The sequence below is a fragment of the Burkholderia sp. THE68 genome (assembly GCF_009938265.1).
Classification (GTDB): domain Bacteria; phylum Pseudomonadota; class Gammaproteobacteria; order Burkholderiales; family Burkholderiaceae; genus Caballeronia.
This window is the reverse complement of record NZ_AP022315.1, coordinates 1,103,962-1,125,062: the sequence shown is the minus strand read 5'-3', so window position 1 is coordinate 1,125,062 and position 21,101 is coordinate 1,103,962. Positions and strand designations below refer to the sequence as shown.

General features: G+C 66.0%; 21 protein-coding genes. 12 read left to right on the top strand and 9 right to left on the bottom strand.

Annotated features, from left to right (window positions below):
• Positions 1-76: 76 nt before the first annotated feature.
• Positions 77-1,060, bottom strand: coding sequence for a DMT family transporter (locus BTHE68_RS05340; RefSeq protein ID WP_162065454.1), 984 nt, complete (start codon positions 1,058-1,060; stop codon positions 77-79).
• A 161-nt stretch (positions 1,061-1,221) separates the two neighbouring features.
• On the opposite strand from BTHE68_RS05340, the gene dapC reads away from it, so the two are divergent.
• From dapC to cls, 6 genes are all read left to right on the top strand, one after another.
• Positions 1,222-2,439: a succinyldiaminopimelate transaminase gene (dapC, locus tag BTHE68_RS05335; RefSeq protein ID WP_162065453.1), complete on the top strand. Its 1,218-nt coding sequence runs from the start codon at positions 1,222-1,224 to the stop codon at positions 2,437-2,439.
• A gap of 36 nt (positions 2,440-2,475) precedes the next feature.
• Positions 2,476-3,303 (top strand): 2,3,4,5-tetrahydropyridine-2,6-dicarboxylate N-succinyltransferase, encoded by an 828-nt coding sequence (gene dapD, locus BTHE68_RS05330; protein WP_162065452.1) that lies wholly within the window; start codon positions 2,476-2,478, stop codon positions 3,301-3,303.
• 2 nt (positions 3,304-3,305) lie between these two features.
• Positions 3,306-3,677 carry an ArsC family reductase gene (locus BTHE68_RS05325; protein ID WP_162065451.1) on the top strand — a complete coding sequence of 124 codons (372 nt, stop codon included), beginning with the start codon at positions 3,306-3,308 and terminating at the stop codon, positions 3,675-3,677.
• Positions 3,678-3,774: 97 nt separating this feature from the next.
• Entirely contained in the window at positions 3,775-4,911 is a 1,137-nt protein-coding gene (dapE, locus tag BTHE68_RS05320) for a succinyl-diaminopimelate desuccinylase (RefSeq protein ID WP_162065450.1), read from the top strand.
• A 32-nt stretch (positions 4,912-4,943) separates the two neighbouring features.
• On the top strand, positions 4,944-5,828 hold the full coding sequence (prmB, locus tag BTHE68_RS05315) for a 50S ribosomal protein L3 N(5)-glutamine methyltransferase (RefSeq protein ID WP_162065449.1): 885 nt from the start codon (positions 4,944-4,946) through the stop codon (positions 5,826-5,828).
• A 111-nt stretch (positions 5,829-5,939) separates the two neighbouring features.
• Complete coding sequence (cls, locus tag BTHE68_RS05310) at positions 5,940-7,430, top strand: cardiolipin synthase (protein WP_162065448.1); 1,491 nt, start codon at positions 5,940-5,942, stop codon at positions 7,428-7,430.
• A gap of 13 nt (positions 7,431-7,443) precedes the next feature.
• Here the strand turns inward: cls and BTHE68_RS05305 are convergent, their stop codons facing one another.
• Complete coding sequence (locus tag BTHE68_RS05305) at positions 7,444-7,935, bottom strand: glutathione peroxidase (RefSeq protein WP_162065447.1); 492 nt, start codon at positions 7,933-7,935, stop codon at positions 7,444-7,446.
• A gap of 156 nt (positions 7,936-8,091) precedes the next feature.
• Between BTHE68_RS05305 and BTHE68_RS05300 the strand changes: the two genes are divergently transcribed.
• Both BTHE68_RS05300 and BTHE68_RS05295 read left to right on the top strand, forming a co-directional pair.
• Positions 8,092-10,032, top strand: coding sequence for an ATP-binding cassette domain-containing protein (locus tag BTHE68_RS05300; protein WP_162065446.1), 1,941 nt, complete (start codon positions 8,092-8,094; stop codon positions 10,030-10,032).
• A gap of 15 nt (positions 10,033-10,047) precedes the next feature.
• Complete coding sequence (locus BTHE68_RS05295; RefSeq protein ID WP_162065445.1) at positions 10,048-11,067, top strand: CaiB/BaiF CoA transferase family protein; 1,020 nt, start codon at positions 10,048-10,050, stop codon at positions 11,065-11,067.
• Here the strand turns inward: BTHE68_RS05295 and BTHE68_RS05290 are convergent.
• The 3 genes from BTHE68_RS05290 to alr all read right to left on the bottom strand — a co-directional run bounded on the left by BTHE68_RS05290 (position 11,064) and on the right by alr (position 13,974).
• A complete protein-coding gene (locus tag BTHE68_RS05290; protein WP_162065444.1) occupies positions 11,064-11,327 on the bottom strand; it encodes a DUF2866 domain-containing protein in 264 nt (87 codons plus the stop codon). The genes BTHE68_RS05295 and BTHE68_RS05290 overlap by 4 nt on opposite strands.
• Before the next feature lie 162 nt (positions 11,328-11,489).
• Positions 11,490-12,872 (bottom strand): DNA repair protein RadA, encoded by a 1,383-nt coding sequence (gene radA, locus BTHE68_RS05285; protein ID WP_162065443.1) that lies wholly within the window; start codon positions 12,870-12,872, stop codon positions 11,490-11,492.
• Positions 12,873-12,903: 31 nt separating this feature from the next.
• A complete protein-coding gene (gene alr / locus BTHE68_RS05280; protein ID WP_162065442.1) occupies positions 12,904-13,974 on the bottom strand; it encodes an alanine racemase in 1,071 nt (356 codons plus the stop codon).
• Positions 13,975-14,255: 281 nt separating this feature from the next.
• On the opposite strand from alr, the gene lplT reads away from it, so the two are divergent.
• The 4 genes from lplT to thiD are packed head-to-tail and all read left to right on the top strand — an operon-like array spanning position 14,256 to position 17,880.
• Positions 14,256-15,563: a lysophospholipid transporter LplT gene (gene lplT / locus BTHE68_RS05275; protein WP_162065441.1), complete on the top strand. Its 1,308-nt coding sequence runs from the start codon at positions 14,256-14,258 to the stop codon at positions 15,561-15,563.
• 31 nt (positions 15,564-15,594) lie between these two features.
• On the top strand, positions 15,595-16,410 hold the full coding sequence (gene thiM, locus BTHE68_RS05270; protein ID WP_162065440.1) for a hydroxyethylthiazole kinase: 816 nt from the start codon (positions 15,595-15,597) through the stop codon (positions 16,408-16,410).
• Positions 16,411-16,412: 2 nt separating this feature from the next.
• Complete coding sequence (gene thiE / locus BTHE68_RS05265) at positions 16,413-17,060, top strand: thiamine phosphate synthase (RefSeq protein WP_162065439.1); 648 nt, start codon at positions 16,413-16,415, stop codon at positions 17,058-17,060.
• A gap of 7 nt (positions 17,061-17,067) precedes the next feature.
• Entirely contained in the window at positions 17,068-17,880 is an 813-nt protein-coding gene (gene thiD / locus BTHE68_RS05260; RefSeq protein WP_162065438.1) for a bifunctional hydroxymethylpyrimidine kinase/phosphomethylpyrimidine kinase, read from the top strand.
• On the opposite strand, the gene BTHE68_RS05255 is transcribed toward thiD, so the two are convergent.
• Genes BTHE68_RS05255 through tsaB form a run of 4 tightly spaced genes read right to left on the bottom strand, consistent with a single transcriptional unit; the run spans position 17,881 to position 21,011 of the window.
• Positions 17,881-18,876 (bottom strand): DUF1853 family protein, encoded by a 996-nt coding sequence (locus tag BTHE68_RS05255; RefSeq protein ID WP_162065437.1) that lies wholly within the window; start codon positions 18,874-18,876, stop codon positions 17,881-17,883.
• A complete protein-coding gene (locus BTHE68_RS05250) occupies positions 18,876-19,754 on the bottom strand; it encodes a uracil-DNA glycosylase (RefSeq protein ID WP_162065436.1) in 879 nt (292 codons plus the stop codon). The genes BTHE68_RS05255 and BTHE68_RS05250 overlap by 1 nt, the downstream gene beginning before the upstream one ends.
• Positions 19,741-20,235, bottom strand: a complete 495-nt coding sequence (gene rimI / locus BTHE68_RS05245) for a ribosomal protein S18-alanine N-acetyltransferase (protein ID WP_162065435.1) — start codon at positions 20,233-20,235, stop codon at positions 19,741-19,743. Before rimI ends, BTHE68_RS05250 begins: the two co-directional genes overlap by 14 nt.
• Positions 20,232-21,011 carry a tRNA (adenosine(37)-N6)-threonylcarbamoyltransferase complex dimerization subunit type 1 TsaB gene (tsaB, locus tag BTHE68_RS05240; RefSeq protein WP_162065434.1) on the bottom strand — a complete coding sequence of 260 codons (780 nt, stop codon included), beginning with the start codon at positions 21,009-21,011 and terminating at the stop codon, positions 20,232-20,234. The genes rimI and tsaB overlap by 4 nt, the downstream gene beginning before the upstream one ends.
• Between the last annotated feature and the right edge of the window lie 90 nt (positions 21,012-21,101).

The window sequence follows — 21,101 nt, the reverse complement described above, 5'->3', positions numbered from 1 at the left end:
CGAGCGTCGCGGCCCGTCGATCGCATTCGGTCACGCCACGCGAAGACTCATGCGTGTCCCGGCGAAGCGGACACCATCATACCATCGCGCGAGTCGATTTCTTTTTGCTTTCCGGCGCGTGTCCGGCGATGTCGAGCGCCTCGGGCGCGGGAGGCGAACGCTGCGCACCCTGCCGATGCACCCACGCCGACAGCACGCACGCCACGACGATGCACGCGCCGCCCGCCCACTCGCGCGGACCGGGCACTTCGTCCGCGAAGAGCCACGCGGACAGCGCGGTGACGACGAGCTCGAACAGCATGATGATGGACGCGCGATTGGCCGGCACGCGTGCGAGGCCCACCTGCACGATCATGTTGTTCACCGCGAGCACGACGCCCAAGCCGATCACGATGAACGCCACCGTGGGCAGCAGCGCGGCGGCGGGCGGCGTGGGCATCGGCTCGAACAGCGTGATGACGCAGGCGACGAGCGCCGCGCCGCCGAAGATCACCGCGGTGCGCATCTCGGGTTTCATCGCGGGCAGCGTGCGCGTGACCTTGACGACGAGCACGTTGCTCATCGCGAAACCCATGCCGCCCATGAGACCGGCCCATTCGGCAAGATCGGCGGGCAGCGGCATGCCGAGTTCGGGCGACCAGAGCATGGTCACGGCGCCCGCCAGCGACAGCAGCGACAGCGCGGCGTCGGCGCGCGTCAGCCGTTCTTTCAGGATGAAGTGCGCGAAGATCGCGGTCCACGCGGGCGTCAGATAGAAAAGCAGCAGCACGCGCATCACCTGACCGTGGATCGCGCCCCACACGAAGCCGATATTGGTCACGCCCGCCGCCACGCCGAGCGCGACGAGCAGCCAGTGCCAGGACAGCGTGCTGAGCGAGCGGCGCTTCGCGAGCAGCACGAAGACGCATGCGGCGGCGCTCGTGGTCGCGCTGGCGGCGGTGCCGGAGAGGCCCATCGCGGCGAGCATACGCATGGGATACCAGACGAGGCCCCATACCGACGCGCCGATCATGATCGCGAGCGTTGGCCATGCGCCCCATCCTTTTTTTGTTGCCGTCATTCTGTGCTTTGTCCTTCGTGCCGCGCGCCGCTGCCCGCTTGCGAGCCGGGGCCGCGCGCTATAATCGTGAGCTTGTTTCGCGTCCGTTCGACGTCTTCCGATGCCGCCCTCGCAGGCGCTTTTCGCCTCGCGCGCATCGCTCACTGCTTACCGGTCACGCCGTGAATCCACTTCTCAAGAAACTTCAGCCTTATCCGTTCGAAAAGCTTCGCGTGCTCTTCAAGGGCGTCGAGCCGCGCGCCGGATTCACGCCGATCAGCTTCGGCATCGGCGAGCCGAAGCATCCGACGCCCGCGCTGATCCGCGATGCGGTGATCAATGCGCTCGACGGCCTCGCCTCTTATCCGGCGACGCTCGGCAGCGAGCCGCTGCGCGCGGCGATCGCGGCATGGGTCATGCAGCGCTACGGCCTCGAATCGGTCGATCCGGCCACTGAAGTGCTGCCCGTGTCCGGCTCGCGGGAGGCGCTGTTCGCGCTCGCGCAGACCGTGATCGACAGCCGGACGACGAATGCCGCCGAACCGCCCATCGTACTCTGTCCGAACCCGTTCTATCAAATCTACGAAGGCGCGGCCCTGCTCGCGGGCGCCGAGCCGTACTTCGTCAACAGCGACCCGGCGCGCAACTTCGCGTGCGATTACGCCGCGGTGCCCGATCACATCTGGGCGCGCACGCAACTGCTCTACGTCTGCTCGCCGGGCAACCCGACCGGCGCGGTGCTCACGCTCGAGAACTGGCGCGAGCTCTTCGCGCTGTCGGACAGGCACGGTTTCGTGATCGCGTCGGACGAGTGCTACTCGGAAATCTATTTCGACGAAACCAATCCGCCGCTCGGCGGCCTCGAGGCGGCGCGCCTGCTCAAGCGCGGGTTCGAGCGCCTCGTGATGCTGTCGAGCCTGTCGAAGCGCTCGAACGTGCCGGGCATGCGCTCGGGCTTCGTCGCGGGCGACGCGTCCGTCCTGAAGGATTTCCTGCTCTACCGCACGTATCACGGCGCGGCGCTGTCGACGGTATTTCAGCGCGCGAGCATCGCCGCGTGGCAGGATGAAACGCACGTGCGCGACAACCGCGCCAAGTATCTGAAAAAATTCCAGACGGTCACGCCGATGCTCGCCGACGTGCTCGACGTGCGTCTGCCCGACGCCGCGTTCTACCTCTGGGCGAACGTCGCGGGCACCGGACTCACGGATACCGAGTTCGCGGCGCGCCTGTACGCCGACTATAATGTGACGGTTCTGCCGGGCTCTTTTCTCGCTCGCAGCGCGCACGGCACGAATCCCGGCGAGGGCTTCGTACGCATCGCGCTCGTGGCCGGGAACGAAGAATGTGTCGAAGGAGCCCGCCGCATCGTCGAATTCTGCCGCTCGCTCAAGTCATGAGCTTGACCGGCCCAATCCTCCATCCTTGATACCACTATGTCGCAACAACTTCAGAGCATCATCGATACCGCCTGGGAAAACCGCGCCGAGCTGTCGCCCAAGGCCGCGCCCGCCGAAGTCCGCGAAGCCGTCGCGCACGCGATCGAACAGCTCGACAAAGGTCAGATGCGCGTCGCCGAAAAGCGCGACGGCGAATGGATCGTGAATCAGTGGCTCAAGAAGGCCGTGCTGCTGTCGTTCCGCCTGGAAGACAATGCGCCGATGCCCGCCGGCGGCTACTCGCAGTTCTACGACAAGGTGCCTTCGAAATTCGCCAATTACACGGCGGAAGACTTCGCGGCGGGCGGCTTTCGCGTGGTGCCGCCGGCCATCGCGCGCCGCGGCTCGTTCATCGCGAAGAACGTCGTGCTGATGCCGTCGTACACCAACATCGGCGCGTATGTCGACGAAGGCTCGATGGTCGACACCTGGGCCACCGTCGGCTCGTGCGCGCAGATCGGCAAGAACGTGCATCTGTCGGGCGGCGTGGGCATCGGCGGCGTGCTGGAGCCGTTGCAGGCGAACCCGGTCATCATCGAGGACAACTGCTTCATCGGCGCGCGTTCGGAAGTGGTGGAAGGCGTGATCGTCGAAGAGAACTCGGTCATCTCGATGGGCGTGTATCTCGGCCAGTCGACCAAGATCTACGACCGCGAAACCGGCGAAGTCAGCTACGGCCGCATTCCGGCGGGCTCGGTGGTCGTCGCGGGCAATCTGCCGTCGAAGGACGGTTCGCACAGCCTGTACTGCGCGGTGATCGTCAAGAAGGTCGACGCCAAGACGCGCGCGAAGGTCGGCCTGAACGAACTGCTGCGAGGCGACTGATCGTGGCGCGCGGTTCCACTCCGACCACGGTCGTCTACGGCATTCCGAATTGCGACACCGTGAAGAAAGCGCGCGTGTGGCTGGAAGAGCACGGCGTGCCGTTCGAGTTTCACGACTTCAAGAAGGCCGGCGTGTCGAACGCGCTGATTCAGGACTGGCTCAAGGACGTGCCGCTCGAGCAGCTCATCAACAAGCGCGGCACCACCTGGCGCGGCCTGTCCGACGTGCACAAGGCCGAAGCCGACACCACCTCCGGCGCGATCGCGCTGATGATCCACAAGCCGTCGATCATCAAGCGGCCCGTCGTCGTGGTGAACGGGCGCGTGAAAACGCTCGGGTTTTCCGCCGAGCAGTTCGAAACGCTCTTCGTCTGAGCCAGAGCGATGACTGTGAACTCGACGGTCATCGCAAAATCGCTACGAGTGCCGGCCCGCGCGCCGGCATTTTTTATCGCACTCACGTGAATCGACCATGTCCGGCACCCTCTCCCTCACCGAAGCGCTGATCGAACGCGCATCCGTCACGCCCGACGATCAGGCTTGTCAGGCGCTCATGATCGAGCGGCTCGCAGCGATCGGCTTCGAATGCGAAACGATTGAATCGGGCGGCGTCACCAACCTGTGGGCCGTGAAGCGCGGCACGGACGCTTCGGCCCGACTGCTCGCGTTCGCCGGCCATACGGATGTCGTGCCGACCGGTCCGCTCGAACAATGGACCTCGCCGCCCTTCACGCCCACTCACCGCGACGGCAAACTCTACGGGCGCGGCGCGGCGGACATGAAGGCGTCGCTCGCGGCGTTCGTCGTGTCGAGCGAGGAGTTCGTCGCAAAGCATCCGGAGCACCGCGGCACGCTCGCGTTTCTCATCACGAGCGATGAAGAAGGCCCCGCCACCGACGGCACGATCAAGGTCGTCGAAGCGCTGAAAGCGCGCGGCACGCGGCTCGATTACTGCATCGTCGGCGAGCCGACCTCGAACGCCACGCTCGGCGACATGGTCAAGAACGGCCGGCGCGGCTCGATGACCGGCAAGCTCGTCGTCAAGGGTGTGCAGGGGCATATCGCGTATCCGCATCTCGCGAAGAACCCGGTGCATCTGCTCGCGCCCGCGCTGGCCGAGCTGGTCGCCGAGCGCTGGGACGACGGCAACGAGTATTTTCCGCCGACGACCTGGCAGGTTTCCAACCTGCATTCCGGCACGGGCGCGACCAACATCATTCCCGGCCACGCCGATCTGATGTTCAACTTCCGCTTCTCGACCGCGAGCACGGTGGAAGGCCTGCAAAGCCGCGTGCGCGCGATTCTCGACAAGCACGGTCTCGACTACGATCTGAAGTGGATCGTGAGCGGCCTGCCGTTTCTCACGCCGCGCGGCGAGCTTTCGGATGCGCTCGAAAAGGCCATCGCCGATGAAACCGGCGTGCGCACCGAACTGTCTACCACGGGCGGCACCTCCGATGGACGCTTCATCGCGCAAATCTGCGATCAGGTGGTCGAGTTCGGCCCGCCCAACGGCACGATCCACAAGATCGACGAGCATGTCGAAGTGCGCTTCATCGAGCCGTTGAAGAACGTGTACCGCCGTGTGCTCGAACAGCTGATCGCCTGAATTCAATCTCACACAATAAAAAGGAGCCTTCGATGGCGCTGCCCTTCACCACCGTGCGCGACCTGCTGCGCTTCGGCGTCTCGCGCTTCACCGAAGCGGGCCTGTCGTTCGGCCACGGCTCGACCAATGCCTACGACGAAGCCGCGTACCTGATCCTGCACACGCTGCATCTGCCGCTCGACACGCTCGAACCGTTCCTCGACGCGCGCCTGCTCGACAACGAAATCGACGCCGTCATGAAAGTGATCGAGCGCCGCGCGAAAGAGCGCATTCCCGCCGCGTACATCACGCAGGAAGCGTGGATGCACGGCCGCCGCTTTTACGTCGACGAGCGCGTGATCGTGCCGCGTTCGTTCATCGGCGAGCTGCTGCAGGACGGTCTGCAACCGTATGTGGCCGATCCCGATCAGGTCACGCGCGTGCTCGAACTGTGCACCGGCTCGGGCTGTCTCGCGATTCTCGCGGCGCAGGCCTTCGAGAACGCGGATGTCGATGCCGTCGATATCTCCGCCGATGCGCTCGCGGTCGCGCGCCGCAACGTCGACGAATATGGTCTGAACGAACGCGTGCGCCTCCACGAAGGCGATCTGTACGCGCCGCTGTCGGCCGAGCGCTACGAGGTGATCATCACGAATCCGCCGTACGTCAACGCCCACGCGATGCAGGCGCTGCCGGAGGAGTACCGGCACGAGCCCGAACTCGCGCTCGCGGGCGGTGCGGACGGCATGGACGTGGTGCGGCGCATCGTGCGCGACGCGCGCAACTGGCTCACCGAGGACGGCGTGCTCGTCGTCGAAATCGGCAACGAGCGGCCGAACGTCGAGGCAGCGCTGGGCGGTCTCGATCTCGTGTGGCTCTCGACCAGCGCCGGCGACGACAACGTGTTCCTGATCCAGGCCGCCGACCTTCCCTCCTGAAGCCTGCACCCTGGCGATCGTTGCGGCGACACGCGCTGCAACGATCGCTAACACTTCGCGCGAAAGGGTTGGGTAAGATGGCAAATCGCCATCAGGCTCCCTCTCGCGCTTATGCAAGCATCCGACTGGCTACACCTCGGCACGCTCGTGATGGCCGCGCATGTGCTCGGCGTGATCGCCGCGATCCATGCCGTCATCAACACACGCACGTCGCAAGGCGCGGTGGCGTGGGCGGTGTCGCTCGTCGCGATGCCCTATTTCACGCTGATTCCCTATCTGTTCCTCGGCCGCAGCAAGTTCGCGGGGTATATCGACGAGCGGCGGCTGGAGATCGAAATCCTGCGCAACCGTTCGAAGCCCGCCGAATGGGACTCGGGCGCGCGCAGCGATGCGCCCGAGAGCGCCCCGCTCATCGATTCCTCGGGCGCGCGCGGAGAGATTGCGCCGGGACCGGCCGCCTATCTTGGCAATCCGACCATCCGCACGCTGCAGCGCCTCTCCGGCATGCCGTTCCTGCGCGGCAACTCGGCGCGCGTGCTCATCAACGGCGACGCCACCTTCGCCGCGATCCTCGATGCCATCGCCGCGGCCGAACGCTACGTGGTCGTGCAGTTCTTCATCGTGCGCGCCGACGCGCTCGGCGACATGCTCAAGGACGCGCTGATCCGCAAGGCCCAGGCCGGCGTGCGCGTCTATTTTCTCTACGACAGCATCGGCAGCTTCGATCTGCCGCATCGCTACGTCAACGCGCTGCGCGCGGGCGGCGTCGAGGCGCATCCGTTCGCGGCCACGCGCAAGTTCGTGCACCGCTTCCAGATCAACTTCCGCAATCATCGGAAGATCGTCGTGGTGGACGGCAAATGCGCGTTCATCGGCGGGCACAACGTGGGCGTCGAGTATCTCGGCGGCAATCCGCGCCTCTCGCCCTGGCGCGACACCCATGTGGAAGTGCGCGGACCGGCGGTCGCGAGCATCCAGTTCGTCTTCACGGAAGACTGGTACTGGGCGACCCAGCGCCTGCCCGAACTCGGTCCCGCGCCGCCCTCCGACGGCAACATGCATTGCATGGTGCTGTCGAGCGGCCCCGCCGACAAACAGGAAACCTGCTCGCTCTTTTTCGTCGAGGCGATCAACGCGGCGCGCGAGCGCATCTGGATCACCTCGCCTTATCTGATTCCCGACGAAGCCGTGTTCTCGGCGCTCAGGCTCGCGGTGATGCGCGGCGTTGACGTACGCATCCTGATTCCGAGCCGGCGCGATCATCGCGTGGTGTTCGCAGCGTCCCGGCTCTATGCGTACGATCTGTGGCAGGCCGGCGTACGCATCTTCCGTTACGAACCGGGCTTCCTGCATCAGAAAGTCGTGCTCGTCGACGATATCGCCGCGGCGATCGGCAGCGCGAATCTCGACAACCGCTCGTTTCGCCTGAACTTCGAGATCACCGTGCTGACGGTCGATCGCGCGTTCGCCAACGAGGTGGAAGCGATGCTGCGCGCGGACTTCGCGCTCGCCTTCGAGATCGACGGCAACGACTACCGCGGCAAGGCGTTCTGGCGACGCATGGCGATGCACGTCGCGCGGCTTTTCTCGCCGATTCTCTGAGCGCGCCGAAGCTTCAGAGCAGCTTCTCGATGTCCTCCACGATCGACTCGGGCTTTGTCTGCGGCGCATAGCGCTTCACCACGTTGCCCTGACGGTCGACGAGAAACTTCGTGAAGTTCCACTTGATCGCCTCGATGCCGAGCAATCCCGGCTCCTTGTCCTTCAGATACTTGTAGAGCGGATGCGCGTTCGCGCCGTTCACCTCGATCTTGCCGAACATCGGGAACGTGACGCCGTAGTTTTTCTCGCAGAAGCTGCCGATCTGCTCGGCATCGCCCGGTTCCTGCTTGCCGAACTGGTTGCATGGGAAACCGAGCACCTCGAAGCCGCGCGCGGCAAGCAGCTGGTAAATGTGCTGCAAGCCGTTGTATTGAGGCGTGAAACCGCACTCGCTGGCCGTGTTCACGATCAGCAACACCTTGCCGCGATAGGTGTCGAGACCGACGGTCGCGCCGTCGAGTGTTTCGGCCGAAAAGCCGTAGATGCCGTCACTGGCTGCGCTCATGGCACGCTCCGCTAATGAATTCGATGAATGACAGGCGATGCTAACCCGGCGCGCGTTCCTGTGCCATTGGCCGAACGGCCTACCCCTGCGCGGCAACCGGTCCGGTCTAAAATAGCGCTTTCCTTCCAAGCCGCGCCCTTTCGCCGCCAATTCGACGTGATCCGTTTCAATCAGTTCAGCCTGTCCCGCGGCACCAAGCCGCTTTTCGAAGAGACGAGCTTCACGCTCAATCCGGGCGAGAAAGCCGGTCTCGTCGGCGCGAACGGCGCGGGCAAGTCCACGCTATTTTCCGTGCTGCGCGGCGAGCTGCACGCGGACGGCGGCGATTTCTCGATGCCCCCGTCGTGGCGCATCGCGCACGTCGCGCAGGAAACCCCCGCGGTGGACCGCAGCGCGCTCGATTACACGCTCGACGGCGACACCCATCTGCGCGCGATCGAGGCGCGCATCGCGTCGGCCTCCGCCGCGCACGACGGCGCCGCTGAAGCAGAAGCGCATGCCGCCTTCGCCGACGCCGACGGCTACACCGCGCCCGCGCGCGCCGAAACGCTGCTGCTCGGCCTCGGCTTCACGCTCGAACAGACGCGCGAGCCGGTGTCGAGCTTTTCGGGCGGCTGGCGCATGCGCCTGAATCTCGCGCAGGCGCTGATGTGTCCGTCCGATCTGCTGCTGCTCGACGAACCGACCAACCACCTGGACCTCGACGCCATCGTCTGGCTCGAAGACTGGCTCGGGCGCTATGCGGGCACGCTCGTCGTCATTTCGCACGATCGCGAGTTTCTCGATTCGGTCTGCAACGTCACGCTGCATCTGGAAAATCGTCAGGTGAAGCGCTACGGCGGCAATTACAGCCAGTTCGAAGTGCTGCGCGCGCAGCAGCTCGCGCTGCAGCAGAGCGCGTTCGAGAAGCAGCAGCGGACGGTCGCGCATCTGCAGAGCTTCATCGACCGTTTCAAGGCCAAGGCCACCAAGGCGAAGCAGGCGCAGAGCCGCGTGAAGGCGCTGGAGAAAATGGAGCTGATCGCGCCCGCGCATGCGAGCTCGCCGTTCACCTTCGAATTCCGCGAGCCCGATGCCGCGCCCAATCCGATGATGGTCATGGAAAGCGTGCGCTGCGGCTATCACGACGACGCAGGCGGCGAGATTCCGATCGTCGATGCAGTGACGCTGTCGATCCAGAACGGCCAGCGCATCGGCCTGCTCGGCGCGAACGGACAAGGCAAGTCGACGCTCATCAAGACGCTCGCGCAGACGCTCGAACCGCTCTCCGGCGGCGTCCGCCAGGGCAAGGGCTTGCAGATCGGCTATTTCGCGCAGCATCAGCTCGAAACGCTGCGCTCGGACGACTCCGCGCTCCAGCATCTCGCGCGCCTCGCGCCCGATACGCGCGAGCAGGAGTTGCGCGACTATCTCGGCAGTTTCAACTTCTCCGGCGAGATGGCGACCGCGAAGATCGCGCCCTTCTCCGGCGGCGAAAAAGCGCGGCTCGCGCTGGCGCTCGTCATCTGGCAGAAACCGAATCTGCTGCTGCTCGACGAACCGACCAACCACCTCGACCTCGAAACGCGCCACGCCCTGACGATGGCGCTCGCGCAGTTCGAGGGCACGCTGATTCTCGTGTCGCATGACCGGCACCTGCTGCGAGCGACGACCGATACCTTCATGCTCGTCGCAAAGCATCGCCTGAGTCCGTTCGACGGCGATCTCGACGACTATCGCGACTGGCTGCTGCAGCACGCCGCCGAAGTACGCGCGGCGGCGAAGGAAGCGAGCGGCGCTGCATCGGCCGACGCGCAGGACAGCGGGCCGAATCGCAAGGAACAGCGCCGCCAGGAAGCGCAGGAGCGGCAAAAGTTCGCGCATCTCAGGAAGCCGCTGCAGTCGCGCATCGCGAAGATCGAGAAAGAGATGGAGAAGCTCAACGCCGAGAAGTCGACGCTCGAAGCGTTCGTCGCGGATCCTGCGAGCTACGAAGCCGCGATGAAGGCGAAGCTCACCGAGACGATCCGCCGGCAGGGCGAAGTCAATGCGCGTCTCGAAACGCTCGAAATGGAGTGGCTCGAAGCGCACGAGGAACTGGAGCAAATTGGCTCATAACCGGAGATCGACGACTTGACGCCATCCCTCACCGGCCTGCGCGTGCTGGATCTGACGCGGCTTCTTCCCGGACCGATCGCCACGTTGCGGCTCGCGGAACTCGGCGCCGACGTGCTCAAGATCGAGCCGCCGGGCGAAGGCGACTACGCGCGCACGATGATGCAAAGCGAAGCGGACCGGCAGAGCGGCGCGCCGAGCGCGTTCTATCGCATCGTCAATCGCGGCAAGCGGCAACTCACGCTCGACCTCAAGACCAGCGCAGGCCGCGCGAAACTGATCGAACTCGCGCGCGACGCCGACGTGCTCGTCGAAAGCTTTCGCCCTTCGGTGATGGCGCGGCTGGGTGTCGGCTATGACGTGCTGCGCGAGGCGAATCCGAAGCTCGTCTATTGCGCGATTACGGGCTTCGGCGGCGACGGGCCGTTCGCGCAGAAGGCGGGGCACGATCTGAACTACATCGCCTACGCGGGCGTGCTCGATCAGCTTGCCGCGCGCGACGGCACGCCCGTCGCACCGAATTTTCAGCTCGCGGACCTGCTCGGCGGCGCGCTGTCGGCCGTGATGGAGATACTCGCGGCGGCGTGGCACGTCGCGCGTGGCGGCGAAGGACGCTGCCTGAATGTGTCGATGACGCACGCGATTCACGCGCACAACGTGATGGCGCATATCGCGCTGACCAATGCCGACGAAGCCGGAACGCGCGCTGGCGCGGGCTTGCTGAACGGCGGCGCGCCGTGCTACGACGTCTATCGCACGCGCGATGACCGCTTCGTCGCGGTCGGCGCACTGGAGCTGAAGTTCTGGCAAACCTTGTGCGAGGCACTCGGCCGTCCCGACTGGGCGACGCGGCACTGGAGCCTCGGCCAGGCGATCGGCGGAACGGACGCGGCGGAATTGTCGGTGCAACTGGCCGCGCGCTTTCGCGAACGCACGCGCGATGAATGGATGACGCTGCTGGAGCCGCTCGATTGCTGCGTCGCGCCGGTGCTCACGCCCGCCGAAGCGGCAATGCATCCGCTGTTCCGCGACGCCTAGCGCCGCGGCAAGACCTGGCGCGGCGGGCGCTCATCATCGACGAGCACGTGCTTGCGGCCCGTCACGTGTTCGCGGATGGTCGCGACGACTTCATCCTCGGTGACATCGGCCGCGACGACGCGGCGCGATATCTGGCCTTGCTCGTCGATCCATTCGACGATCCGGCAGCCGCTTCCCCAGGGCTGTTGCAGCGGCGCGGAGACGCGGCATCCGCGCAGATGGAACGCGGGCTTCGGCCGGGTTGATTTTGAGTGTTTCAATGCGTGGTCCTCTCGATCCTTCCAGTCACTTCGCTTCTTGAACTGTCCATAGCGAAGTTGGCCGGGTCCGTAGCATTGAAAGGATAAGAAAACCGCGCGCCGCGTAGGTTACATTGCGCAACGAGATTTTTACGCCGCATTACCAAGGGTCCGACCACGGGTTCAATCGAGATCCCGAACCCGGTCGATCGCTTCCTCGATTCGATCCACCGCGATCACCTTCAGGCCGTCGATCGCCTGCTTCGGCGCGTTCGCCTTCGGAATCAGCGCGACCGAAAAGCCGAGCTTGGCCGCCTCCTTCAGGCGGTCCTGTCCGCGCGGCGACGGCCGGATTTCGCCCGCCAGCCCGACTTCGCCGAACGTGATGAGGCCCTTGGGCAATGGCTTGTTGCGCATCGACGAATGAATCGCGAGCAGCACGGCCAGATCCGCCGCCGGTTCGGTGATCTTCACGCCACCGACCGCGTTGAGAAACACATCCTGATCGAAACACGCGATGCCGGCATGCCGATGCAGAACGGCCAGCAACAGCGCGAGCCGGTTTTGCTCCAGCCCCACCGCGAGCCGGCGCGGATTGGGCACATGCGCCGTGTCGACCAGCGCCTGCACCTCGACGAGCAGCGGCCGCGAGCCTTCCTGCGTCACGAGCACGCACGAACCCGGCACGCTTTGCTCGTGCTGCGACAGAAACAGCGCCGACGGATTCGCGACACCGCGCAAGCCCTTTTCCGTCATCGCGAAGACGCCGAGTTCGTTGACCGCGCCGAACCGGTTCTTGAACGCGCGCACGAGTCTGAACGACGAATGCGTATCGCCCTCGAAATACAGCACGGTATCGACGATATGTTCCAGCACGCGCGGCCCCGCGAGACTGCCCTCCTTGGTGACGTGGCCGACCATGATGATCGACGTGCCCGTCTGCTTCGCGATGCGCGTCAGTTGCGCCGCGCACTCGCGCACCTGCGCGACCGAACCGGGCGCGGAAGTCAGCGCTTCGGAATAAATGGTCTGGATGGAGTCGATCACGGCGACTTCAGGACGTTGCTCGTCGATGGTCGCCTGAATCTTTTCGAGCTGGATTTCCGCGAGCAGCGCGAGGTCGCCCGCCGCGCTTTCCCCGATCAGGCCGAGCCGTTGCGCGCGCAACGCGATCTGCGCGCCGGATTCCTCGCCGCTCACATAGAGCGCGGGGCGCTCGCGCGCGATCTCCGCGAGCGATTGCAACAGCAAAGTCGATTTGCCGATGCCCGGATCACCGCCGATCAGCACCACGCCGCCGGGCACGAGGCCGCCGCCCAGCACGCGGTCGAACTCGCCGACGCCGGTCGTGAAGCGCGGCACGTCCGACGCCTCGATATCGGCGAGCTTGCGCACCGCCGAGCTCTTCGCGAGCGCCTGGAAGCGATGCGTGGAGGGCGCCTGCTCCACGCCTTCCACCAACGTGTTCCACGCTCCGCACGCGGCGCACTGGCCGGTCCATTTCGGCGATTGTCCGCCGCATTCGCTACACGTATAGAGCGTCTTTGCCTTCGCTGCTTTTGCCACACACTGCCTTGCTTTGAGTTTTCGTTGAGAGTTATTCCGCGCGCACCGGCACGCGCTGCGCGATCGCGCACATGAGTTCGTAGCCGACCGTGCCGGCCGCGCTCGCCACATCGTCGATCGGCAGATTTGCGCCCCATAGCTCGACGCGCGAGCCGATGCCCGCATTCGGGCACGGCGTCAGGTCGACGGTCAGCATGTCCATCGACACGCGGCCGACGAGCTTGGTCCTCACGCCATCGACGATGACGGGGGTGCCTTCCGGCGCCACGCGCGGATAGCCGTCCGCGTAGCCGCACGCGACCACGCCGATCCGCATCGAGGTGCCCGCGGTGAAGGTCGAGCCATAGCCGATGCTGCTTCCCGCGCTGACCGTCTGCACGGCGATCAGCTCGGACTGGAGCGTCATCGCGGGCTTGAGGCCGGTGCCGGCGATGTCGGCGGTCACGCCCGACGGCGACGCGCCATACAGCATGATGCCGGGCCGCACCCAGTCGACGTGCGCGTCCGGATGCCACAGCACCGCCGCCGAATTCGCGAGGCTGCGCGCACCCGCAATGCCTTCCGCGCCGCGTTCGAACGCATCGAGCTGATGGGCGATGCCGCGCGGGCCGTCGGCATCGGAAAAATGGGTCATGAGCGTGATCTGACCGACGCCCTGCACGGCGCGCGCGCGCTCCCACGCAGCGCGGTACTTCTCGGGCGTGTAGCCGAGGCGGTTCATGCCGCTGTTCATCTTCAACTGGATGTTGATCGGCTTCGAGAGGCGCGCCATTTCCAGCATGCGCAACTGCTCGTCGCAATGCACGGCCGTGGTCAGGCTGTAGCGGTCGATCACGTCGATATCGGTGGGCCGGAAAAAGCCCTCGAGCAAAAGAATCGGCCCCGCCCAGCCCAATTCACGCAACTTCGCGGCTTCTTCGAGGTCGAGAAGGCCAAAGCCGTCCGTCGCGCGCAGTCCGGGGAACGCCCGGGCGAGTCCGTGGCCATACGCATTGGCCTTGACGACGGCCCAGATCTTGGACTTCGGCGCGTACTTGCGCGCAATGGCGAGGTTGTTGGCGAGCGCGGGGGTGTGAATGGTTGCAGAGAGGGGGCGCGGCATGAGCGTTTGGAGGAAGTGCGGTAAGTGCGATCGAAACGACCAGCATACGTCAGCGGGACGCGTCCTGCTGCCCCGATCGGGACGCCTTGTGAATCAGTATCTTATGAGGAATCCCCCGCACGGACGTGTCATTTCGCACGCGATCGGGATGAGTGCTAGTCAGAATGCGCCTATTTTCGTGTTATAAAGCCGTGCGCACAACCCATTTCGAAAGGCATAAGCCCGGACGCATAACAGGCGCCCGGGGCGGATCACCCGCAGTGAGGAAAGCTTCGGATCAGATGAAAAAAGGTTTTTACACCATCATGGCCGCGCAGTTTTTCTCATCGCTGGCCGATAACGCTTTACTGATCGCTGCCATCGCTCTGCTGAAGGACCTTCACGCGCCGAACTGGATGACGCCGCTGCTCAAGCTGTTCTTCGTCCTGTCGTACGTGATTCTCGCGGCCTTCGTCGGCGCTTTCGCGGACTCCCGGCCCAAGGGCAAGGTGATGTTCGTGACCAACTCGATCAAGGTGGTCGGCTGCGTGACGATGCTCTTCGGCGCGCATCCACTGCTCGCGTACGGCATCGTTGGCTTCGGCGCCGCTGCTTACTCGCCGGCGAAATACGGCATTCTCACCGAACTCCTGCCACCGGACCGGCTCGTCGCCGCGAACGGCTGGATCGAAGGCACGACCGTCGGCTCGATCATTCTCGGCACCGTGATGGGCGGCGCGCTCATCAGCCCGCATATCGCGAGTCATCTGCTGTCGCTTAACATTCCACGCATTCACACGCCCGCCGAAGCAGCGATGCTCGTCATCATGCTGATATACGTGATAGCCGCGATGTTCAACCTGCGCATCCCCGACACAGGCGCCCGCTATCCGAAGCAGGAGACGCGGCCGATCAAGCTCATCACCGATTTCGCCGACTGCTTCCTCACGCTGTGGCGCGACAAGCTCGGCCAGATCTCGCTCGCCGTCACGACGCTCTTCTGGGGCGCGGGCGCGACGCTGCAGTTCATCGTGCTGAAGTGGGCCGAAGTGTCGCTCGGCATGACGCTTTCGCAGGCCGCGATCCTGCAGGCGGTGATCGCGGTCGGCGTCGCGGTGGGCGCGGTGCTCGCGGCGGCGCGCGTGCCGCTCAAGCGCTCGCTCAGCGTGCTGCCGGTCGGCATCATCATGGGTCTCGCCGTCATGCTGATGGCCTTCTACACGCGCCATCTCTTTCCCGCGCACTGGGGCATCTACTTCGGCAAGATGCACTTCCCAGGCTACCTGCTGGTCGCGTATCTGTTCCTGATGATCGTCGGCGGGCTGTCGGGCTTCTTCGTGGTGCCGATGAACGCGCTGCTCCAGCATCGCGGTCACGTGCTGCTCTCCGCGGGCCATTCGATCGCCGTGCAGAACTTCAACGAGAACCTTTCGGTGCTCATCATGCTGTGCCTCTACGCGGTGCTCGTGTGGCTCGACGTGCCGATCCAGTTCGTCATCGTGCTGTTCGGCTCGTTCGTCTGTCTCATGATGTACTTCGTGATGCGGCGGCATCAGGCCAATCAGCGCGCATTCGATTCGGTCGCGCTGATCGGCGAAGCGCGGCACTGACGCGTCGCGCACGCTCCATTCGACTTTCATCATGCTCGCCGCCGACCTCTTTTCGTTCGTCACCCGCGTGCGGGAGCGCGCGCCGCTCGTCCATTGCCTGACGAACCTCGTCGTCACCAACTTCACCGCGAACGTGCTGCTCGCGATCGGCGCGGCGCCCGCGATGGTCGTCGCGCGTGAGGAAGTCGGCGAATTCGCACCGCTCGCCAATGCGCTGTCGGTCAATCTCGGCACGCTCGACGTGCCGCAAAGCCGCGCGATCCGCGTCGCCGTGGACGCCGCCAACGACGCCGGCAAGCCGTGGGTGCTCGATCCGGTCGCGGTCGGCCCGCTCGCGTTTCGCACGGAATTCGCGTTCGATCTGCTCGATGCGAAACCCGCGGTGATTCGCGGCAACGCGTCGGAGATCATCAGTCTGTCAGGCGGCGCGTCGAGCGCGCGCGGCGTCGACAGCACCGCCGCCACCGACGCCGCGCTCGACGCCGCGCAGATTCTCGCGCTGAAGGCCCAGGCCGTCGTCGCGGTGACGGGCCAGACCGACTACGTAACCGATGGCAGGCGCGTGATCGCGCTGTCCAACGGCTCGCCACTGATGACGCGCGTGACGGGCGTCGGCTGCGCGCTGTCGGCGACGGTCGCGGCGTTCGTCGGCGCCGCGCCGGATCGCAACGCGTTCTGGAGCGCGACGGTCGCCGCCATCGCGTATTCGACCATCGCGGGCGAACTGGCCGCGCGCGATGCCGCCCTGCCCGGCAGCTTTGCCGTCACGTATCTCGACCGCCTGGCATCGCTCGATGAAGCCGCGTTCGAGAAGACGCTCGTGCAGCGCGATATCGTGTCCGGCTGATCATGCGCGCTTCGTTCGATCTCTCGCTCTATCTCGTGCTCGATCCGGTGCAATGCGGCGGGCACGACGCGGCGCTTGCCGTCGCGCGGGCCGCGCTGGAAGGCGGCGCGACCATCGTGCAACTGCGCGCGCCCGAATGGCACAAGCGCGCGTGGTTCGACCTCGCGCGCGAGCTGCTGCCGCTCACGCGCGCGCGCGGCGTGCCGTTCGTCATCAACGATCATGTCGATGTCGCGCTCGCCGTGGGCGCCGATGGCGTGCATATCGGCCAGCGCGATCTGCCCGCCGATATCGCGCGGCAACTGCTCGGGCCGCGCGCGCTGATCGGCCTGTCGGTGTCGAACCTCGACGAAACCGCCGACGCGCAAAAGCTCGCCGGCGTCGTCGACTATCTGGGCGCGGGTCCGGTGTACGCGACGCCGACCAAGTCCGACGCCGCCGCGCCATGCGGCATCGACGGCCTCGCTGAAATCCGCGCCGCCGCGCGCTTTCCGACTGTCGCGATCGGCGGCATCCAGGCGCACAACGCCGCCGACGTGATGCGCGCGAAGCCCGCCGGTCTCGCGGTCGTTTCCGCGATCTGCAAGGCCGCCGATCCGCGCGAAGCGGCCGCGGCATTGCGCGCGACCATCGCGCGCGCCCGAACCTGATCTTTCCATGCCCGCCACGAAAACCATTCCCAACGTCCTCACCATCGCCGGCTCCGACTCGGGCGGCGGCGCGGGCATTCAGGCAGACCTCAAAGCCTTCTCCGCGCTCGGCGCGTACGGCGCGAGCGTCATCACGGCGCTCACCGCGCAGAACACGCGCGGCGTGACGGCCGTGCACGCGCCGGAGCCCGCGTTCATCACCGCGCAGCTTGACGCCGTGTTCGACGACATTCGCATCGACGCGGTGAAGATCGGCATGCTGGCGAACGCGGACATCGTGCGCGCGGTCGCCGCTGCGCTCAAGCGCCATCGGCCGAAGCATGTCGTGCTCGATACCGTGATGATCTCCAAGAGCAATCACGCGCTGCTCGCGCCGGAAGCGGTCGCCGCGCTGCGCGACGAACTGCTGCCGCTCGCGACGCTCGTCACGCCGAATCTGCCCGAGGCGGCGGCACTGCTTAACGTCGAAAGCGCCGTCGACGAAGACGCGATGGTGCAGCAAGGCGAAGCGCTGCGTGCGCTCGGCGCGCGAGCCGTGCTGATGAAAGGCGGCCATCTCGCCTCCTCCGATAGTCCCGACTGGCTCATCGAGGCGAACGGTTCGCTGCGGCTCGGCGGCGCGCGCGTGCCGCTCAAGAACACGCACGGCACGGGCTGCACGTTGTCGTCGGCGATCGCGGCGCTGATCCCGCAAACCGACGATCTGGCGAGCGCCACCGCCGAAGCCAAGCGCTATCTGACCGGCGCGATCGAAGCAAGCGTGCGGCTCGACGTCGGTCACGGCGTCGGGCCGGTACATCACTTCTATCGCTGGTGGTGATCAGGGCGCCGAAGCGGCGAATGCGCGCGCACGCTCCGGCCAGTCGTCCGGCACGATGAACCCGCGCGATTCCTCGGTCCACTTCCCGGCTTCGTCGCGCAGGTAGGCGGCGATCATCGTCGGCGCGACAGTCGTTTCCAGACGCGTGCGAATCGCATCCGATTCCGCGATGAGCGATTCGGCGTCGCTCGCATCGAGCCGCCGCGACGCGAGCCACGCCAGGCGCGGCTGAACGACCCAGGCGCGCTCATCGCCCGAAGCGGCGGACGCGCGCGCCCGCGCATCGCGCCATTCAGACGCCGTCAGCCACCATCCGCGTAAATGACACGCGCCGATTTCGGGCGCGGGATCGATACGCTCGCCGGCGAGGCCGTGATAGAAAAGCCGTCCCTTGATGAACAACTGCGCGCGCCACGGCCCTTCGAAGCCGAGCGTGGCGAATTCCGTGCGCGAAGTCAGCGCGAGCTGATGCGTGACGAGCCGCGCGTGTTTCAGATCGAAGCGATCCTGCAGATTCGGACCGACATAGTCCGACAGACGCGCGGCGCGTGACGCGTCGCCATTGCCGATATGCAGATAGAACTTCACCGCGAGTTCCCAATGCAGGCGCACGTCGTTCGCCGTCTCCAGCAGGAAATCGCATTCGCCGATCGTGCGCCGCTGAAGCCGCAGCGGCACGTTCGCCGCGATCAGACGCGCCGCCGGTCCGTGCGCGAGAAAGTATCCAAGCAGGCTTTCGGCATAAATGCCGAGGCGCGTGAATCTGGGATTGCGCGTGTGTTCGTGCAGCGATTGCAGTGATTGCGGTGAGGCGTCGAGCGCGTTCAGCCATGCGAGCGTCGCATCGCGCTCCTGCGGCGAGTCGAATGGATGCGCCAGCGGCGCATCGCCTTCGCGCAGCAGATCGGGGGCGAACAGCAGCCAGACGAGATCGCGCACGGCGACGTCGTCGAAACGATCGACGAGACGCGTGAGTTCGCTCGCCCCGGCGGCCATCAGATGCCGTCCTTCTGCGCTCCTTGCTCGACGCCGAGCGCGGCGAGCGCTTCGCGATACGTGTTGCGCGCGAGGCAGAGATCGGCCCACGCCTTCGACTTGTCCTGCAGGCTGCGCAACAGATAAGCCGGGTGATACGTGACGATGACCGGCACGCCGCGATACGCGTGCACGCGACCGCGCATCGACGCGATGCTGGCTTCGTTCTTCAGGAGACTTTGCGCGGCGAAACGGCCCATCGCGACGATCACCTTCGGCTTCACGAGTTCGACTTGCCGCTGCAGATACGGCTCGCAGCGCGCGACTTCATCGAGTTCGGGATTGCGGTTGCCGGGCGGCCGGCACTTGATCACGTTCGCGATATAGACGTTCGATTGCCGCGAGTAATCGAGCGCGCGCAGCATGTTGTCGAGCAGCTTGCCCGCCTGGCCGACGAACGGTTCGCCCTGCTTGTCCTCGTTCTCGCCCGGCGCCTCGCCGATCAGCATCCAGTCGGCTTCGCGGTCGCCGACGCCGAACACCGTGTTGGTGCGGCGCTCGCACAGCCGGCAGCGCTCGCAGTTCGCGACACGCTCGGCAAGCGCATCCCAGTCGAGCGTGTGGACGTCCTCAGGGGCTTCGGCGAGGGCGACGGGCTCCGAATGAACGGGAGCGTCGTCGGTCCAGGGGAGATCGTCGTAGGCGTCGAGCGGCGGTGTGTCGGGGTCTGTCTGCACAACGGGCGGCGGCGGTTCAGCGGACTTCGGCGCTTCGACCGCTTGCGCGACCGGTTCGACGCTCGGCGGTTCTTCCACGCGCGGCGACGCGGCCACGACGCCGCGCCGGACCCAGACGGGCCCGATTCCCAGTTCCTCGATCAGCGATTCATCCAGCGCCATGCGCGCCCTCCTTCAAAAACGCCAGACGCATGACGATGGCGTCCTCGCGCGAGCGATGCCGCGCGGGGTAATAGTTCTTGCGACGTCCGATGGCGGTGAAGCCAAAGCGCTCGTAAAGCTGGATCGCACGCGGATTGGACGGCCGCACTTCGAGCAGCACGCCTTCGAGTTTCTCGGCGCGCGTGATACGCACCGCTTCGCGCAGCAGCGTGAGTCCCGCGCCCGCGCGCTGCGCCGCCGGCGCGACGCACAGATTGAGCAGATGCATCTCGTCGACGACCGGCATCAGCACGCAGTAGCCGATCAGCGTGCCGGTCACGTGGCGCAGACACACGCCGTAGTAGCCGTTGCGCAGCGAATCCTGGAAATTGCCGCGACTCCACGGAAACTCGTAGGCGAGCTTTTCGACCGCGGCGACTTCGTCGAGGTCGGCTTCGGTCATCGACGTGAGATAGCGGTCCGCCAGCAATACCCCGCTCACCGAAGCGCCTCCTCGCGGGCTTGCATGCGTTCGGCCGTGGTCTGGGCGACCTTGTCGCGCACATATTCCGGCGCGGCGAGCTCTGGCGCGACCGCGCGGCCCGCCCGAAAAGCACGCAGACCGACGAGCGCGACCGGCAGCGCATGCGGCAGCGCTTCGCGATCGACGCGCGCGGCTGCGGCCAGCGCCGGCAGGCGGTCGCCGAACGCGGCGGCGGCGTTGCCGGCGAGTGCGAACGGCGCGTCCGGCAGCGGCAACGCGCCGGGCGCATCGAGCGCGGCCGGATGCAGCGTGCGCCATTCGGCGGCGGCGGAATCGAATTCGAAGTCGGCCCAGTACACCTCGTCCATGCGGGCATCGAGCGCCGCGAGCACGCGCGGCGGAATCGACGGATCGTTCAGCCGCGCGCCTTCCGCGCAGGCGAGCAGCGTGCTGACCGGCACCACCGGCACGCCCAGCCCGAACGCCAGTCCTTGCGCGACGCCTGTCGCCGTGCGCAGGCCGGTGAACGAGCCCGGTCCGGCGCCGAACGCGATGGCCGCGCAATCGGCGAGCGCGAGGCCCGCTTCGTCGAACAGTTCGCGCACGGCGGGCAAGAGACGCGTACTCGAGACCGCTCCGGTCGCTTCGTGCCGGATCCACACGCGCGTGTCGCCGCTCGCGTACTGCGGCGCGGCGGCGGAATGGGTGGAGTCGGGAGCGGAGTCGGCGAGCAGGAGCGCAACGGAGCAAAACTCCGTCGAGGTGTCGAGGGCGAGCAGAACGGTGCGTGTCATAGCCGGTATTGTAATGCGGGACATGCGCCGCATTCGCGCGAAGCACGCACGCGGATCGATCCGAACCGCAGCTGGAGGACGCGCTCGGTT

What these genes read in the sequence shown, in the direction of transcription:
- prmB (WP_162065449.1), top strand. Translation starts at nt 4,944, where the DNA reads ATGGCGCTGCCCTTCACCACCGTGCGCGACCTGCTGCGCTTCGGCGTC.
- thiE (WP_162065439.1), top strand. Translation starts at nt 16,413, where the DNA reads ATGCGCGCTTCGTTCGATCTCTCGCTCTATCTCGTGCTCGATCCGGTG.
- tsaB (WP_162065434.1), bottom strand. Translation starts at nt 21,011, where the DNA reads ATGACACGCACCGTTCTGCTCGCCCTCGACACCTCGACGGAGTTTTGC.
- cls (WP_162065448.1), top strand. Translation starts at nt 5,940, where the DNA reads ATGCAAGCATCCGACTGGCTACACCTCGGCACGCTCGTGATGGCCGCG.
- alr (WP_162065442.1), bottom strand. Translation starts at nt 13,974, where the DNA reads ATGCCGCGCCCCCTCTCTGCAACCATTCACACCCCCGCGCTCGCCAAC.
- lplT (WP_162065441.1), top strand. Translation starts at nt 14,256, where the DNA reads ATGAAAAAAGGTTTTTACACCATCATGGCCGCGCAGTTTTTCTCATCG.
- BTHE68_RS05340 (WP_162065454.1), bottom strand. Translation starts at nt 1,060, where the DNA reads ATGACGGCAACAAAAAAAGGATGGGGCGCATGGCCAACGCTCGCGATC.
- thiM (WP_162065440.1), top strand. Translation starts at nt 15,595, where the DNA reads ATGCTCGCCGCCGACCTCTTTTCGTTCGTCACCCGCGTGCGGGAGCGC.
- dapD (WP_162065452.1), top strand. Translation starts at nt 2,476, where the DNA reads ATGTCGCAACAACTTCAGAGCATCATCGATACCGCCTGGGAAAACCGC.
- dapE (WP_162065450.1), top strand. Translation starts at nt 3,775, where the DNA reads ATGTCCGGCACCCTCTCCCTCACCGAAGCGCTGATCGAACGCGCATCC.
- BTHE68_RS05255 (WP_162065437.1), bottom strand. Translation starts at nt 18,876, where the DNA reads ATGGCCGCCGGGGCGAGCGAACTCACGCGTCTCGTCGATCGTTTCGAC.
- BTHE68_RS05250 (WP_162065436.1), bottom strand. Translation starts at nt 19,754, where the DNA reads ATGGCGCTGGATGAATCGCTGATCGAGGAACTGGGAATCGGGCCCGTC.
- thiD (WP_162065438.1), top strand. Translation starts at nt 17,068, where the DNA reads ATGCCCGCCACGAAAACCATTCCCAACGTCCTCACCATCGCCGGCTCC.
- BTHE68_RS05305 (WP_162065447.1), bottom strand. Translation starts at nt 7,935, where the DNA reads ATGAGCGCAGCCAGTGACGGCATCTACGGCTTTTCGGCCGAAACACTC.